The organism is Sphingomonas sp. S6 (genome assembly GCF_043498045.1).
Lineage (GTDB): Bacteria > Pseudomonadota > Alphaproteobacteria > Sphingomonadales > Sphingomonadaceae > Sphingomonas.
Window position 1 is genome coordinate 25,162 of record NZ_JBIEOE010000010.1, and the last position, 14,421, is coordinate 39,582.

The 14,421-nt window shown below is 64.8% G+C and carries 16 protein-coding genes; 14 read left to right on the forward strand and 2 right to left on the reverse strand.

Annotation, left to right across the window (positions count from 1 at the left end):
• Positions 1-14: 14 nt before the first annotated feature.
• Positions 15-431: a helix-turn-helix domain-containing protein gene (locus ACGVWT_RS14275; RefSeq protein WP_017980798.1), complete on the reverse strand. Its 417-nt coding sequence runs from the start codon at positions 429-431 to the stop codon at positions 15-17.
• 62 nt (positions 432-493) lie between these two features.
• Here ACGVWT_RS14275 and ACGVWT_RS14280 point away from each other — a divergent pair, with 62 nt between their 5' ends.
• The 3 genes from ACGVWT_RS14280 (at position 494) to ACGVWT_RS14290 (ending at position 2,596) form a co-directional block, all read left to right on the forward strand.
• Entirely contained in the window at positions 494-910 is a 417-nt protein-coding gene (locus ACGVWT_RS14280; protein ID WP_017980799.1) for a mercuric transporter MerT family protein, read from the forward strand.
• Positions 910-1,131, forward strand: coding sequence for a GDCCVxC domain-containing (seleno)protein (locus tag ACGVWT_RS14285; protein ID WP_081609171.1), 222 nt, complete (start codon positions 910-912; stop codon positions 1,129-1,131). The genes ACGVWT_RS14280 and ACGVWT_RS14285 overlap by 1 nt, the downstream gene beginning before the upstream one ends.
• A 262-nt stretch (positions 1,132-1,393) precedes the next feature.
• Positions 1,394-2,596 carry an aspartyl protease family protein gene (locus ACGVWT_RS14290; protein WP_394426981.1) on the forward strand — a complete coding sequence of 401 codons (1,203 nt, stop codon included), beginning with the start codon at positions 1,394-1,396 and terminating at the stop codon, positions 2,594-2,596.
• Here the strand turns inward: ACGVWT_RS14290 and ACGVWT_RS14295 are convergent.
• Positions 2,590-3,009, reverse strand: a complete 420-nt coding sequence (locus ACGVWT_RS14295) for a helix-turn-helix domain-containing protein (RefSeq protein WP_007406847.1) — start codon at positions 3,007-3,009, stop codon at positions 2,590-2,592. The two genes, ACGVWT_RS14290 and ACGVWT_RS14295, sit on opposite strands and share 7 nt — an antisense overlap.
• A 75-nt stretch (positions 3,010-3,084) precedes the next feature.
• On the opposite strand from ACGVWT_RS14295, the gene ACGVWT_RS14300 reads away from it, so the two are divergent.
• The 11 genes from ACGVWT_RS14300 (at position 3,085) to ACGVWT_RS14350 (ending at position 14,421) form a co-directional block, all read left to right on the forward strand.
• Positions 3,085-3,711, forward strand: a complete 627-nt coding sequence (locus tag ACGVWT_RS14300) for a cation transporter (RefSeq protein ID WP_004212870.1) — start codon at positions 3,085-3,087, stop codon at positions 3,709-3,711.
• Positions 3,711-5,678 (forward strand): cytochrome c/FTR1 family iron permease, encoded by a 1,968-nt coding sequence (locus ACGVWT_RS14305; RefSeq protein ID WP_018251218.1) that lies wholly within the window; start codon positions 3,711-3,713, stop codon positions 5,676-5,678. The genes ACGVWT_RS14300 and ACGVWT_RS14305 overlap by 1 nt, the downstream gene beginning before the upstream one ends.
• A 73-nt stretch (positions 5,679-5,751) precedes the next feature.
• Complete coding sequence (locus ACGVWT_RS14310) at positions 5,752-6,048, forward strand: hypothetical protein (protein WP_007406840.1); 297 nt, start codon at positions 5,752-5,754, stop codon at positions 6,046-6,048.
• Positions 6,049-6,108: 60 nt separating this feature from the next.
• Complete coding sequence (locus tag ACGVWT_RS14315; protein ID WP_013039111.1) at positions 6,109-7,386, forward strand: TolC family protein; 1,278 nt, start codon at positions 6,109-6,111, stop codon at positions 7,384-7,386.
• Positions 7,386-8,564 (forward strand): efflux RND transporter periplasmic adaptor subunit, encoded by a 1,179-nt coding sequence (locus ACGVWT_RS14320; RefSeq protein WP_004212877.1) that lies wholly within the window; start codon positions 7,386-7,388, stop codon positions 8,562-8,564. The genes ACGVWT_RS14315 and ACGVWT_RS14320 overlap by 1 nt, the downstream gene beginning before the upstream one ends.
• Before the next feature lie 3 nt (positions 8,565-8,567).
• Complete coding sequence (locus tag ACGVWT_RS14325) at positions 8,568-11,813, forward strand: efflux RND transporter permease subunit (protein WP_018251219.1); 3,246 nt, start codon at positions 8,568-8,570, stop codon at positions 11,811-11,813.
• Between the two features lie 53 nt (positions 11,814-11,866).
• Positions 11,867-12,355 carry an SRPBCC family protein gene (locus ACGVWT_RS14330; protein WP_026189137.1) on the forward strand — a complete coding sequence of 163 codons (489 nt, stop codon included), beginning with the start codon at positions 11,867-11,869 and terminating at the stop codon, positions 12,353-12,355.
• Complete coding sequence (locus tag ACGVWT_RS14335) at positions 12,352-12,726, forward strand: hypothetical protein (RefSeq protein WP_026189138.1); 375 nt, start codon at positions 12,352-12,354, stop codon at positions 12,724-12,726. The genes ACGVWT_RS14330 and ACGVWT_RS14335 overlap by 4 nt, the downstream gene beginning before the upstream one ends.
• Positions 12,727-12,771: 45 nt before the next feature.
• Positions 12,772-13,113, forward strand: coding sequence for a flagellar hook-basal body complex protein FliE (gene fliE / locus ACGVWT_RS14340; RefSeq protein WP_026189139.1), 342 nt, complete (start codon positions 12,772-12,774; stop codon positions 13,111-13,113).
• Positions 13,114-13,144: 31 nt separating this feature from the next.
• Positions 13,145-14,032, forward strand: coding sequence for a bestrophin family protein (locus ACGVWT_RS14345; protein ID WP_019368194.1), 888 nt, complete (start codon positions 13,145-13,147; stop codon positions 14,030-14,032).
• Positions 14,033-14,037: 5 nt separating this feature from the next.
• Complete coding sequence (locus ACGVWT_RS14350; RefSeq protein ID WP_018251224.1) at positions 14,038-14,421, forward strand: hypothetical protein; 384 nt, start codon at positions 14,038-14,040, stop codon at positions 14,419-14,421.

Consider the following 14,421-nt stretch of genomic DNA (forward strand, 5'->3'; position numbering starts at 1 on the left):
GTGCGATGCGACATCTACGCAGTCGAATGTTGGTTCAGCAAGTCGATCACGGCGCACCTCGCCGCCCCGTCGCCTTCGCAACGGTCGATGGTCGCAGCCAGCAGGCTTTCTAGTTGCGCCAGATCCTCCATCTTAGCGCGCACACGCTCTAGATGGTGAGCCGCGATCTCGCGGACCTCACTGCATGACGCCTGCGCAGAACCGCCAAGAGACAGGATCGCGCGCACCTCGGCCGGGGAGAAGCCGAGTTCGCGCGCGCGACGGACGAACCCAAGTGCGCGGACGTGACCGGTCCCATATACCCGCCGCCCGCCGCTTGTGCGGGGTGGCGTTGCGAGAACACCAACGCGCTCGAAGTACCGGATCGTCTCGATATTCACGCCAGTCCGGCGAGACAGCTCGCCGATCGTGATGCTTTCCTCAACGCGCATATATTGCTTGCTCCTGTAGTCACTACAGGATGCATAACGGGCTAACCCGCTAGAGGCGATAGATGAACCAAGAGACCATCCCGCGTGAACCCCTAGGCGCACCAACGTCACGACGTCGCGCCGACACGGGGCTATCCGCCCTCGGCGCGCTTGCGAGCTTAGCCGCTGTTCTAGCTGCGGCGTCATGCTGCGTCCTGCCCCTCGCACTCGCGGCGCTCGGCCTGGGGGCGGGCCTGTCCAGCAACTTCGCCGCGCTGATACCACTACGGTGGCCGCTAACGGCGACCTCCCTCATCGGCTTGGCTGCTGGGTGGTGGGCCTACGCGCAGCGGCGGAGGTCCTGTGCTGGGGACCGGTCCTGCACAATGCCGCTGCCCTCGCGCGCGACACCTATCCTGCTCGCGATTGGAACGGTTCTGACGCTTATCGCGTTCGCCTGGGACCTCCTAGAAGCGCCGCTGATGAACGCGCTTTCCTGATGCAGCTCACCTCAACCCTGACCTGTCCCAAATGCGGCGGGGTGGCCACCGAAAGGATGCCCACCAACGCCTGCCAATTCTTCTATGATTGCCGGCATTGCGCGGTGGTGCTGCGGCCCCTGGCTGGCGACTGCTGCGTGTTCTGCTCATTTGGCGATGTCCCATGCCCTCCGATCCAGGAAGCGAAAGCAAACGGGACTGTGGCGGGCTGCTGCGGGTGAGGCGATAGCTTCACGTTTCTTCGTGAACTGGGGTCCTGCTCGCCAAGGTCGCGCAAGCGAAATTGCCTACTTCGGTCTTATTCGACCGGTTCCTGACCTGCCTCAACTGCTCATTTTCGAGAGGGCATTTGAACAGGATAGCATTTCGGGCGCTTCAAAAACCCTTGCTCCTCCAGTTGCTAGAGCATGTAACCGCAATTTGCTCTCCTGCGGACGGGGGGCTGGAGGTGGCTTTTTGACGGCCCGTGTTGAAGCAATCGGTATGTCTCGACGCTCATTAGTGGCGCGGTTGGTGGCCTGTGGAACCGGCTTGGTGCTCGGTTCTCCAACGCTCGCGCGACAGACTTCCCGGTCTGCGGCCTCGTGGAACTTCGGCGCGGCTCACCTCGAATGGGAGCCGCTGGAAGTCGGCACGGGTGATACCCTCCTTGTTTCGGCACAAGTGCGCGGAGTGCCGGCGCGGGCGGTGCTCGACAGTGGCAGCGGCGCGTCGATCCTGAGCACGGCGCTCGCGGCGAAGCTCGGCTTGAACAATGGTGAGCGGCGCATGATTAGCGGGCTGAGCGCCAAGGCCCCGGTGCTGCTGGTCCGCGACATCGACGTACAGCTCGCCCGCGAAACCCGTCGCTTACCCTTTGCCGTTGTTGGTGATCTGAGTTCAGTGTCGGCGGCCTTCGGACGACCGATCGACGTTCTCCTCGGTGCCGATATGTTCACGGGCAGCTGCATCGCGCTCGATTTCGCGAACAGGCGTATGGCGGTCGTCAAGTCAGGCACGTTTCTCGCCGGCCCCGACTGGCGCGCTGTCGCGCTCGGACGCGGTGCCAAGCAGGAGCTGTTCATCCGGGCCTCCGTCGAGGGCCTGTCTCCCGTGCCCTTGATGATCGATCTTGGCAGCTCGGCCGCGCTGATGCTCTCGTCGGCCTATGCCCGCGATCAAGGGCTGTTGAACGGGAAGCTCGTCTCGACCGCGGCGATCGGCGGCGTCGATGGTGTGCGTATCAACGATGCTTTCACGATCCAGAACATCAACATCGAAGGGCTTGGCGTCTCGAACGTCCCCACACTCGGGATGAGAGCTTGGCTCTCCACCAGCACGGTTGGCAATGTCGGCCTACCGCTGATCGCTCAATTCGACGTGGTGTTCGACGTGACCGCCGGATTCGTGTGGCTCCGGCCACTCGGTCCTCGTCGTCGCCTGCCGATGCTGAAGGACCTTAGCGGCCTTGGCCTCGCAGCCTCACCAACGGCGCTCACCGTTGTTCATGTGGCGGCGAACAGTCCCGCGGAAAAGGCTGGCTGGGCGGTCGGCGACCGGATCGTGGCGGTGAACGGCCATTCGATCGATGCGAACTATACGCGTGGGGAGCTCTGGCAAGTGCGCTCCCGGCCTGCTGGCACCCTCGTAAAGCTGACGATGGCCTCGGGTGATGTGCGCGAGCTCAGGCTGGCCGATTATTATTGATCGGCTTGAGGGTGGCCTTTGCCGATCGCCTTCATGATCCGACAATCGGCCATGCGCGCCTTGGTGCAGCTCTGGCTGAGCATTGCCAACTCATCCCGCAACACCGCGAGTTGCGCCAGTCTCTCCTCCACATCCTTGAGGTGCTGAGCAGCGATAGCTGAGGCGGCACCACAATCCTGGTCCGGGTTCTGCGCCAGCCCCATCAACGAACGGATCTCGTCGACGGAGAAGCCAAGCCGGCGACCGTTGCGGATGAAGTGCAAACGCTCAATGTCACTGGCATCGTAGGTTCTGCGACCCGACGCCGTGCGAGGGGCGGATCGGAGCAACCCGATCGACTCATAAAAGCGGATCGTCGTCACCTTCGTCGAGGTCTCGCTGGCGAGCTGCCCAATCATCACCGGCTTCATCATGCCATCCTTGCTTATGCGAACGTGTCGCACATTTCGCTTGCTTCTACAGCGACTGGAGGTGGTAAGGAAGGCCGCATGAATGCTTCTACCGAAAGCTGCGGGTGCCACGGGGAGCCCGCGCGCGCGCAAACCGATCCGGCCTATCGCCGTGCGCTGCTGACCGTCGTGGTGCTCAACCTCGGCTTCGGAGTCGCCGAGCTGTTCGGCGGGTTCATCGCCGATAGCCAAGCGCTGAAAGCGGATTCCCTCGATTTTCTCGGGGACGGGTCGATCAGCCTTATCGGTCTTCTCGCGCTTGCCTGGTCCGCACGGGCGAGGGCAAAGGTCGCGCTGACGCAGGGGTTGTTTCTCGGTGCGCTTGGCGTGGGCGTAATCGGTTTCGCGATTTGGCGCGCCCTGAACGCAACCGCGCCGGATGCCGAACTGATGGGCACAATCGGCGTTGTCGCGCTCGCGATCAATGTCGTGTCCGCCTTGGTGCTTGCGCGTTTCCGGGAAGGGGACGCCAATGTTCGCGCGATCTGGCTGTTCAGCCGCAACGACGCGCTCGCCAATGTCGCGGTGATCGCCGCGGCCGGTCTGGTGGCGTGGACAGGAAGCGCCTGGCCGGACCTCGCCGTCGCCGGCCTCATCGCCCTCCTGTTCCTCCACTCCGCTTATGAAATCGTCACTGGCGCTCGGCGCGAACTGGGAGAGCGGTAGTGCGTCTGCTCACCTTGATCCGGGCAATGCTCTCGCTGCGGCTGCTCGCCGCGCTCGCTGCGCTGCTGATCCCTGCTGCGGCATTCGCCGAACCCGGCGACGTGCAAACCGCATGGCGGCTGCTCGACTATATGGCCGTCGATTATGGAGGCGCGGTCGCGAACGGTCGGATCAAGAGCGCGTCGGAATACGCCGAAATGAATGAGTTTGCCGCGTCGGTCTCGACACGGCTTCAAGGCCTGCCGGCGAAGCCGGAGCGCCAAGCCCTCATTCAGCGGGCCGCCAACCTCCAAGCGGTAATCGCGGAAAAGGGATCGACTGAACAGGTGGCAACACTGGCGCACGGGCTCGCGGCCGATCTGCTGCGCGCCTACCCGGTGCCGCTCGCGCCCGATAAGGCTCCGAACCTCGTCTCCAGCGATGCACTGTTCCGACAATCCTGCGCGTCCTGCCACGGGATGACGGGCAACGGCCGTGGCCCTGACGCCGCCAAGCTCGCTACGCCCCCGATTGCTTTCACCGATGCCGAGCGCGCGCGCCAGCGCAGCGTGTTCGCGCTCTATCAGGTGGTGACGCAAGGCATCGACGGGACCGCGATGCAGAGCTTCGCCGATCTGCCCAACGATCAGCGCTGGGCGTTAGCATTCCGAGCCGGGAGCTTCGCCTTCACGGATGCGCAGGCGCGCGAAGGCGAGCGGCTTTGGAAATCCGACCCGACCCTTCGCCGGCGCATTCCGGACCTGAAAACCCTGGTCGCGCTCACCCCGGCCGCGCTCGGCGCGGCGATCGGCGACGCCAAGGCTGACGCCGTGCTCGCGTTCCTGCGTCGTCATCCCGAACAGGTGATACAACAGGCTCCCGGCTCGCTCGCGGTCGCCCGCGCCAAACTCGCCGAAAGCGTGGCGGCTGCGCGGCGCGGCGATGCGCGCATGGCGAAAGAGCTGGCGCTGTCGGCCTATCTCGATGGGTTCGAGCCGATCGAGCCAACACTCACCGCGCGCGACGCGACGCTGATGGGTCGAATCGAGGGCGCGATGGGGGAGTTCCGCGCCTCGATCGACCGGGGCGCGTCGCCCGATGATCTCGCGGAGAAGGTCGCAGTACTGGGCGGCCTTTTCGACGATGCGGAAGCGGCGCTCGCGCCTGATGCCGCCACCGAAGCGTCCACGTTCCTGGGCGCGTTCACGATCCTGCTGCGTGAAGGGCTCGAAGCCCTGCTCATCGTTGTCGCCATGATCGCGTTCCTGCGTAAAGCCGAGCGCGGCGAGGCGCTGCGGTACGTGCATGGCGGCTGGGTCAGCGCGATCATCGCGGGCGGGATCACCTGGGCGGTCGCCACCTATGCGATCGGGATCAGCGGTGCGAGCCGGGAGCTGACGGAAGGGTTTGGCTCGCTGTTCGCCGCGGTCGTGCTGCTCTCGGTCGGGATTTGGATGCACGGCAAGGCGCAGGCCGATCAGTGGCAGCGCTATATTCGCGAGAAGATGTCGCGGGCGCTCTCGGGCGGGTCGGGCTGGTTCCTGTTCGGGCTGGCGTTCGTCGTAGTTTATCGCGAGGTCTTCGAGACGATCCTGTTCTATGCCGCGCTTTCGGCGCAAGGTGACAACGGGATGCTTCTCGCGGGGGCCGGGTCGGCGATTGGACTGCTCAGCCTGATCGCTTGGGCCATGCTTCGCTACAGTCGCAAGCTGCCGATCGCGCAGTTCTTCCGCTATAGCTCCTGGCTCATGGCGGTCCTGACCGTCGTGCTGGCGGGTAAAGGCGTCGCCGCGCTCCAGGAAGCCGGCCTTATCAACATCGCACCGCTCGCGGACGTGCCACGGCTGTCGATGCTCGGCGTGTTTCCCACTTGGCAATCGGTGCTGGCGCAACTCCTGATGGCGGTCGCCATTGCGGTCGGGTTCGCCTGGAACGGGCGCGACCGATCCCGCTCGGGTTCCGGCTCAGTGACCCTTGGTTCGAATTAGTGCAATGACATGAAAACCCTTCCGTGATAGAGGCAAGCTAGTGCGAGCCTTTTTGCCTTTCCTGACATGCCTGATGCTGGTCCTGACCAGCTTCTCCGGCATGGCCCATGCCGCCGATCTGGCGGGGGGAAGCATCGCGGGCGTTGAGTTCACGGTCCATACCGCCGGTGACATCGATCAGGTGCCATCGGACTCGGACAAGAATGTCCCGCATCATCACAATTATTGTCACGGACACGACGTCGGCGCGCCTGCGCGCACGACGATGGAATATACCCCCGTCCTCACAGTGCCCAAGCCGACAATCTCCGCCTCTGCGTCGCTCGACGGCCGCACCGGCATGGTCCATTTGAGGCCCCCCCAAGCCTGACGTCCGATTTGGGCGTGCGTTGGCGCGCCCCTGTCGATCATCGTCAGGAGTCCTATTTTCATGAATCGTATCCTCGCGGCCATGCTGGCCGCAGCGTCTTGCGCCACGATGGCGCAGGCGCAGGTCGGACCGTCCGCGCCTGTTGCGCAGGATGCGCCGGTCTACACGCTTGACCAAGCGGTCAGTGCAGCGGGCGGTTCGGCCCCTGCTGCGGAAGCGGCGACAGCTGGAATCGACGCGGCCCGTGCAGGTCGCACAGTCGCCGGCTTGCGGCCCAATCCGGTGGTTCAAGGCCAAGTCGAGAATGTCATCGGCTCCGGGCCGTATCGGGGGGTCCGCAGCGCGGAAACCACGGTCGGCTTTGCGATCCCGATCGAGCTAGGCGGCAAGCGCGGCGCCCGCGTCGCGGTCGCCAATGCGCAATTGTCCCGGGCCGAGATCCAGGCCGCGATCATCGCGGCGGATGTCCGGCTTCAGGTAACGCAGCTCTATGTCGAAGCGGTCGCGGCCGATCGCCGGGTAATGACAGCCCGCGATCAGGCCCGGATCGCCAGCGATGCGCTGCGGGCCGCGAGCGTTCGCGTGCAGGCAGGGCGGGCATCGCCACTCGAGCAACAGCGCGCGGATGTCGCGCGTATCAATGCCGACGCCAATGTGGAGCGGCAGCTTCGCTTGGCCGAGGCGGCCCGCGCCAATCTGGCGCGTCGGATCGGACGGCCGATCGACGGCCTGCTCGATGACACGCTGCTCGATCGCCTTCCCGATGTGAACGTCTATGGGCCGTTGGCACCGGTCAACACGACCGGCACACTCGCGCTGGCGGCAGCCAACGCGGATTTCTCCATTGCCGAAGCCGGCGTGCGGCTCGCGCGCGCCAATCGCGTGCCTGACCTGAACGTCGGGCCGTCGATCCGCCGCCTGGAAGCGACCAACGACATGGCGGCGGTGTTCAGCGTGTCGATCCCGATCCCGGTGTTCAACAATGGTCGCGCCGCGATTGCGCAGGCGACCGCGCAGCGGACCCAGGCGGATGCGCAGCGCCGCGTGACCGCGCTCGACATCGAACAGGCGATCACGGACGCGCAGGCGCAGGCGGCCAATGCCGCAACGACGGCTCGTGCGGCGTCGGGGCCGGCGCTGGCGGCTGCACAGGAGGCCGCCCGCATCGCGCGGATCGGCTATCGCGAGGGCAAGTTCGGCCAGCTCGAATTGCTCGATGCTGAACGCACGCTCGCCGAAACGCGGGTCGCCGCGATCGACGCGCTTGCCAATTACCAGAATGCCCGCGCGCAAGTGGAGCGACTGACCGCTCGTGCGCCCAATGGGGGGAATCAGTGATGAAGAGCTTTTATCTCGCGGGCGCGGCGTCGCTCGCCCTGCTCTTGGCTGCCTGCGGCGGCAAGGATGGCGGAAACGAGGCAACTGCCGAAGGCGCAGCTGCCAATGAGACGGCAGCGGGCACGGAAAAGGGCGGTGCTGAAGGCGGTCATGCCGGTGAAGGCGTCGTCACATTGGGTGCCGACCAGATCGCCACAGCGGGCGTCCAGGTCGGACGGCCGATCATCGGCGGGGCCGGGACGATCGAGCTGCCCGCGATCATCGAGGGCGACCCACAGGGAACGCAGGTCGTCTCGGCCGCAATTGCGGGACGCGTGGTCGCGCTCACCCGTAACCTCGGCCAATCGGTCGGACGCGGCCAGACCATTGCGGTCATCGAAAGCCGCGAGGCGGCGCAGATCAAGGGCGAGGTCGAGGCGGCGCGGGCGCGGCTTCAGCTCGCTAATTCGAACCTCGCGCGCGAACAGCGGCTGTTCGCGCAGAGAGTCTCCCCTGAACAGGATCTGATCGCCGCCCGCACAGCGGCGACGGAGGCGCGGATCGCCCTGACGCAGGCGCAGAGCATGGTTTCGGCGGCGGGTGTCGGCGGCGGCGGGCTCAACCGGCTCGGCATTGCCGCGCCGATCTCGGGCCAGATCATTGCGCGCCCCGTGACGCTGGGACAAACGGTCGCGGCGGATGCCGAACTCTATCGCATCGCCAACCTGAGCCAGGTGTCGATCGCGCTTAATCTCAAGCCCGAGGATGCGGGCCGGGTGCGTCCCGGCAATACGGTGCTGGTGAAGGCGGCAGGCCGTCAGGCGACCGCCCGCGTGACCTTCGTGTCGCCGGCGCTTGATCCGCAGACGCGGCTCGTGCCTGCGCTCGCCACCCTCGACAATCGCGGTGGCGAATGGCGGGTCGGCGAGCCTGTGACGGCAGCCGTGCAGCTCACGGGCAGCGGCGGGAGCGGGGCGGTCCGCGTGCCGACGACGGCGGTCCAGAGTTTCGAGGGCAAGTCGGTCGTGTTCGTGCGCACGCCCACCGGCTTCAAGGCGACCCCGGTCCAGCTCGGCGATGCGTCGGGCGACACGGTGATCGTCCGGTCGGGCCTGACCGGCAACGAACAGATCGCCACCACCGGAAGTTTCACGCTCAAGGCCGAGATCGGCAAGGGCGAAGCGAGCCACGAGGATTAAGCCATGATCGCCCGTATCGTAACCTGGGCGGTCGAGAAGCGCTGGCTAGTCCTGCTCCTCACCGTCATCGTCGCCGCCATCGGCGCGTTTTCCCTCTACCGGCTACCGATCGACGCGGTGCCGGACATCACCAACAATCAGGTCCAGATCAACGTCCGCGCGCCTGCCCTCTCGCCCGAGCTGGTCGAGAAGCAGGTGTCGTTTCCAATCGAAACCGCGCTCGCCGGCACCCCCGGCCTGGAATATACGCGCTCGTTGAGCCGCAACGGCTTCGCGCAGATCACGGCGGTCTTTTCGGACGCGACGGACATCTATTTCGCCCGCCAGCAGGTGGGCGAGCGTCTGCGGGGCGTGCAAGAGAATCTGCCCGACGGCGTGAACCCTGAAATGGGTCCGATCGCGACAGGCCTGGGCGAGGTGTACATGTACACCGTTCGTCTCGATCATCGCGAGGACGACAAGCACAAGCCCGGTGAACCGGGCCAACAGCCCGATGGCAGCTACATCACGCCAGAGGGCGAGCGACTGACGACCGAAGAGGACAAGGCGACCTACCTGCGCACCGCGCAGGACTGGATCGTGACGCCGCTTCTGAAGACCACACCGGGCCTCGCCGGTGTCGACTCGATTGGCGGTTACGCCAAGCAGTTCCTCGTCGTGCCCGACGTGCAGAAGCTGGCCTCGCTCGGCATCACGCTGACGGACCTGGGAAATGCGCTGGAGCGCAATAACACCAGCGTCGGCGGTGGCTTCGTCAATCGCAATGGCGAAGGTCTGGCTGTTCGCTCGGATGCGCTCGTTCGCAATGCCAGCGAGTTGGCCAGGACCGTGATCGCGACACGTAACGGCGTGCCGATCACGGTCGAACAAGTTGCGACTGTGAAGACGGGTCAGGCGATCCGCATGGGTTCGGCATCGGAGAACGGTACCGAAGTCGTCGTCGGCACGGCGATCATGCGGATCGGCGAGAACAGCCGCATCGTGTCGACCGCGGTCGCTGAGAAACTGAAGACGATCAACGCTTCGCTGCCTCCTGACGTCGTAATTCAGCCGGTGCTGAACCGCACCGAGCTGGTCAATTCGACGATCAAGACGGTCGCGAAAAACCTGTCCGAAGGCGCGGTGCTGGTCATCGTCGTGCTCTTCCTGCTGCTCGGCAACTTCCGTGCGGCCCTGATCGCGGCGTTGGTCATCCCGATCACCATGATGCTGACAGGCTTTGGTATGCTGCGCGCTGGGGTCTCGGCCAATCTGATGAGCCTTGGGGCTTTGGACTTCGGTCTGATCGTCGACGGCGCCGTCATCATCGTTGAAAACGCGCTGAGGCGGCTTGCCGAACAACAGCATCATGAAGGTCGCTTGCTGACCGTCAAGGAACGGCTTGCGACCGTGGCAGCCGCCGCTCGCGAGATGATCCGCCCCTCGGTTTACGGGCAGGCAATCATCATCCTCGTCTACGTACCGCTGCTCACGCTGACCGGCGTGGAGGGTAAAACGTTCGGACCGATGGCGCTGACCGTCATCATCGCGCTCGCCTTCGCCTTCATCCTCTCTCTCACCTTCGTGCCGGCGATGATTGCGATCTGGCTGTCGAAGAAGGTCGAGGAGAAGGACGGCCGCATCATCACGTGGCTGAAGAAGCGCTACGAACCCGGTCTCGACCGGGCCATGAAGCGCCCGACGCTGACGATCGGTGCGGGTGTGGGAAGCCTTGTGGTGGCGGCGCTTGCTTTCACTACGCTCGGCTCGGTGTTCCTGCCGCAGCTCGACGAAGGCGATTTGCTGATCCAGTCGCTCCGCATTCCGGCAACGTCGGTCCAGCAGAGCCAGGCGATGCAGGTGCCGATCGAGCGGATGATGTCGAAGCAGCCGGAGGTGCAATTCGTCTATTCCAAGACGGGCACCGCCGAGCTGGCGGCCGACCCGATGCCGCCGAACGCGACCGACATGTTCGTCATCCTGAAGCCGCGCAAGGATTGGCCGGATCCTGAGCTTCCCAAGGAGGAGCTGGTCAGCCGGATCGAGGGTAATCTCGCGAAGATTCCGGGAAATGCCTACGAGATCACCCAGCCCATCCAGATGCGCTTCAACGAGCTGATCGCCGGCGTGCGCGGCGACATCGCGGTGAAGGTGTTCGGGGACGACTTCAACCAGATGAACCGGACGGCCGAGCAAATCGCGGCGGTGCTGCGCAGAACGCAAGGCGCAGCGGACGTGAAGGTGGAGCAGACGACCGGTCTTCCCATGCTCGACATTCGCGTCAACCGCGACGCGATGGCGCGGTTGGGCGTTACGGCTCAGGATGTGCAGGACACCGTGACTGCGACGATCGGCGGGCGAACATCGGGCCAGATCTTCGAGGGCGACCGTCGCTTCCCGGTGGTGATCCGCCTGTCGGAGGCGCAGCGCGCCGACATCGGCCTGCTCCAGCAGGTGCAGGTGCCGGTGGCAGGCGGCGGCTATGTGCCGCTGTCCAGTGTCGCTGACATCAAGGTCGTCGACGGTCCCAATCAGATCAGCCGCGAAAACGGGAAGCGGCGCGTGGTGGTGCAAGCCAACGTGCGTGGTCGCGATGTCGGTAGCGTCGTTGCAGACGCGCAGGCGGCGATCGGCAGCCAGGTCCGGCTGCCTGCCGGTGCCTATCTCGAATGGGGCGGTCAGTTCGAGAACCTGCAATCGGCGAGCGAGCGGCTGAAGCTGGTCATTCCGGCCTGCTTCATCCTGATCCTGTTGCTGCTTTATGGCGCATTGGGATCGGTCCGCGATGCCGCGATCGTCTTCACCGGCGTGCCATTCGCGCTGGTGGGCGGCGTTCTGCTGCTCTTCCTGCGCGGCATGGACTTTTCGATCTCGGCGGCGGTGGGCTTCATCGCCCTGTCGGGCATCGCGGTCCTCAACGGCCTCGTCATGGTCAGCTCAATCCAGGATCTGATCCGGTCGGGGCTATCGCGCGAGGAGGCGGCCCATGTCGGCGCAATGCAGCGTCTGCGGCCAGTCGTCATGACCGCGCTCGTCGCAAGCCTCGGCTTCGTGCCGATGGCGCTTGGCGAGGGGGCGGGCGCGGAGGTGCAGAAGCCATTGGCGACCGTCGTCATCGGCGGCCTGATCTCGGCGACGCTGCTGACGCTGTTCGTGCTGCCGACGCTCTACGCCCGGTTCGGGCAGAAAGTGATCGAGAAGCCCGAGCACTACAATGAGGAGCATGAAGGGGACGACCACGGTCAGACCTTCGTGAACAACTTGGCCTGATGGGTGCGCGGGGCGATCCGCGATCGCCCCGCTCATCTCTGGGAGATGGGGATATGCCTCGCACCATAACCAGCTCAATGCTTCACGGCGGGCCACTGCGGATCTGGTCGGCGATCACCGATCCGGATCATCGTCGGGCTTGGAGTCCGCTCGTATTCCTCGACAACCCGTGCCAGCTTGGCGAAACGGAATGTACCTTCGCGATCCAGGGCATCACCCGGCCAATTCGGACGCCGGCCCGGGTCGATCAATTCGATAAGCCGCGCGCCTTCGCTTGGTCCTGCGGCATCCCTTATCTGTTCACGCTCGAAGAACGGTACGAGCTGGCAGGGGACGATGGTGGCACTAGGCTAACACATAGCTGCACGCTGGGCGGGGCGCTGTCTCTGCCGTTCGCGGCGATGATGTTGCGTCGTCTGCGGTCCCTGATGATCGAGGCTGATGATCGCCTCGCAACCTATCTGCGCTGGCGGGTGGGTCAGCCTGCCCGTGGGATCAATCGTCAGCGCGTCCCCTCCCGCTACAGGAGGAAGGCGCGATGATGCCGTTGAAGCGGGTACTGCCCGCCCTCATCCTCGTTGTCGGCCTGGCGGCTTGCACGGAAAGCAAGCCGCCAGCCCCGCCAACGGAGCAGCAAATCCATTCGTCCGACAGCGCCGTGGCGACCGGGGAAATGGGGCGCCATCCCTATCGCTGTTCCGACGGGGAACCGCTGTTCGTCGACTACAAGGACAACGGCCTGCAGATCGATTTGCGGCGCTCCAGCAGCGCCGTGCCCATGACGCTGACCGCGCCAGCGCAGGGCCTCCAATATGTCGGCGAGACAGCCACCGCGACCTTCAAGGGGTCGCAGCTCACCGTCGTGGATGGCGAGGGCCGCACCCGAATCTGCGAACGGGAGGGCACCCGATGAACCGTCCTGTCTTCCGACACGTCGCACTGGAACGGGAGAGAAACGATGTCTGACACGTCGATCTCGAATGTGATGGCCATTCGGGCCGAAGTGATCGCGCGAAGCCGCGCTTTGCGTGCGGCGCAGCCGACGGCACCGCCCGGCGTGACGCCGACCGCTCCGGCGTCGAACTTTGCCGACACCCTCAATGCCGTGGTCGCGAAGGTCAACGAGACCCAGGAGCAGGAGGATGTCGTCACCGAAGCATATGAGCGTGGCGAAACCACCGACATTGCAACCGTCGCGCTCATCCAGAGCCGCGCATCCATTACTTTCGAGGCGACCCTGCAAGTCCGGAACAAGCTGCTGTCCGCTTATCGGGACATCATGAACATGCCGATCGGATGACGATTGCTAAGAGATTTAGGGCGTAATTGATATGATAGTCGGCGCGAGGCCACGTTTTAGGCAGATCATTATCGAGGTTTGGAAGCCTCTCACGATCCTGTTCGTGTGGGACGTGGCGGTGACGGCATTCCACATGATGACCCCGATCAAGGAACCGCCTTTGCCGACGGCGCTGTTCGGCACTGCCATCGCGCTCTTCATGGGGTTTCGGACCAACGCAGCTTATGCGCGCTGGTGGGAAGCGCGAACCCTTTGGGGCGCGCTCATCAATGCGTCGCGCAGCCTGGCCAGGATCACACGCAGCCTGACCAAGGGGGAACCCGAGGGCAGTGAGACGCGGCACAACATCATCCTGCGGCAGATCGCCTTCGCGCACTCGATGCGCTGCCAGCTTCGCCGACAGTCGCCCTATGAAGACATTGCCCGGATCGCCGGAACGGACGTCGCCGATATGGCGGTCGCTCGCCTGAACCCTGCCAACGCGCTCTTGGAGGACATATCGGGCAATTACGCCGACGCGCTCGCGGAAGGTCGGATCACCGAGATCCAGCAGGCAACTGTAGAGCGCGTCCTGATCGACATCGCCAATGCGCAGGGTGGCATGGAGCGGATCAAGAACACGCCGCTGCCCAATGGCTTTCGGTTTTTCCCGAACCTCTTCACGCGCGTGTTCTGCGTGCTGCTTCCGATCGCGCTGGTCGAATCCCTGGGCCTTGCCACGCCGATCGGATCGACGCTGATCGGACTCGTCTTCCTCGCGGTGCTGAGCATCGGCGAGGATCTGACCGATCCGTTCGCCAATAGCGTCCACGATGTCCCGCTCACGGCCATGTGCCGCACGATCGAGATCGACCTTCTTCAGACGGCGGGACTACCGGCCCCTGAGCCGCTGACGCCCGATCACGGCGTGCTGTGGTGAGGGCGGTGCGCGCCTTGCGGCACCTGCCTGGCCTGACAGCCGCGCGCATCGGCGCCGTTCTGTTCGCGGGTATGGTCGTAGGGGCGTGCAACCCCGCTCCAAGCCAACCGGCCGAGCCGGCGCATGAAAAGCATCTGACGCCTCGATTGATCGCGCAGCGCATCATGTATTGCGACGATGGATCGCGCGCCGATGTCGACTTCATCGACGACGGCCTGAAGATGGGTGTCACCTGGCTGCCCAAGGGCAGAACCGAGATCCTGCACGCGCAACGGACCGGCGAAGAATTTCGCGGCGACCAGTCGCGGGCAGTCGTGGCGGGCGGGTCGATCGCCTTCACGCAGCGCGGGAAGATCCGCGTCTGTCATCGAACACCGGAGGAATCATAG

Excerpts from the sequence above, each read along its gene's own strand:
- ACGVWT_RS14275 (WP_017980798.1), bottom strand. The coding sequence starts at position 431 with ATGCGCGTTGAGGAAAGCATCACGATCGGCGAGCTGTCTCGCCGGACT.
- ACGVWT_RS14280 (WP_017980799.1), top strand. The coding sequence starts at position 494 with ATGAACCAAGAGACCATCCCGCGTGAACCCCTAGGCGCACCAACGTCA.
- ACGVWT_RS14285 (WP_081609171.1), top strand. The coding sequence starts at position 910 with ATGCAGCTCACCTCAACCCTGACCTGTCCCAAATGCGGCGGGGTGGCC.
- ACGVWT_RS14290 (WP_394426981.1), top strand. The coding sequence starts at position 1,394 with ATGTCTCGACGCTCATTAGTGGCGCGGTTGGTGGCCTGTGGAACCGGC.
- ACGVWT_RS14295 (WP_007406847.1), bottom strand. The coding sequence starts at position 3,009 with ATGATGAAGCCGGTGATGATTGGGCAGCTCGCCAGCGAGACCTCGACG.
- ACGVWT_RS14300 (WP_004212870.1), top strand. The coding sequence starts at position 3,085 with ATGAATGCTTCTACCGAAAGCTGCGGGTGCCACGGGGAGCCCGCGCGC.
- ACGVWT_RS14310 (WP_007406840.1), top strand. The coding sequence starts at position 5,752 with ATGCTGGTCCTGACCAGCTTCTCCGGCATGGCCCATGCCGCCGATCTG.
- ACGVWT_RS14315 (WP_013039111.1), top strand. The coding sequence starts at position 6,109 with ATGAATCGTATCCTCGCGGCCATGCTGGCCGCAGCGTCTTGCGCCACG.
- ACGVWT_RS14320 (WP_004212877.1), top strand. The coding sequence starts at position 7,386 with ATGAAGAGCTTTTATCTCGCGGGCGCGGCGTCGCTCGCCCTGCTCTTG.
- ACGVWT_RS14325 (WP_018251219.1), top strand. The coding sequence starts at position 8,568 with ATGATCGCCCGTATCGTAACCTGGGCGGTCGAGAAGCGCTGGCTAGTC.
- ACGVWT_RS14330 (WP_026189137.1), top strand. The coding sequence starts at position 11,867 with ATGCCTCGCACCATAACCAGCTCAATGCTTCACGGCGGGCCACTGCGG.
- ACGVWT_RS14335 (WP_026189138.1), top strand. The coding sequence starts at position 12,352 with ATGATGCCGTTGAAGCGGGTACTGCCCGCCCTCATCCTCGTTGTCGGC.
- fliE (WP_026189139.1), top strand. The coding sequence starts at position 12,772 with ATGTCTGACACGTCGATCTCGAATGTGATGGCCATTCGGGCCGAAGTG.
- ACGVWT_RS14345 (WP_019368194.1), top strand. The coding sequence starts at position 13,145 with ATGATAGTCGGCGCGAGGCCACGTTTTAGGCAGATCATTATCGAGGTT.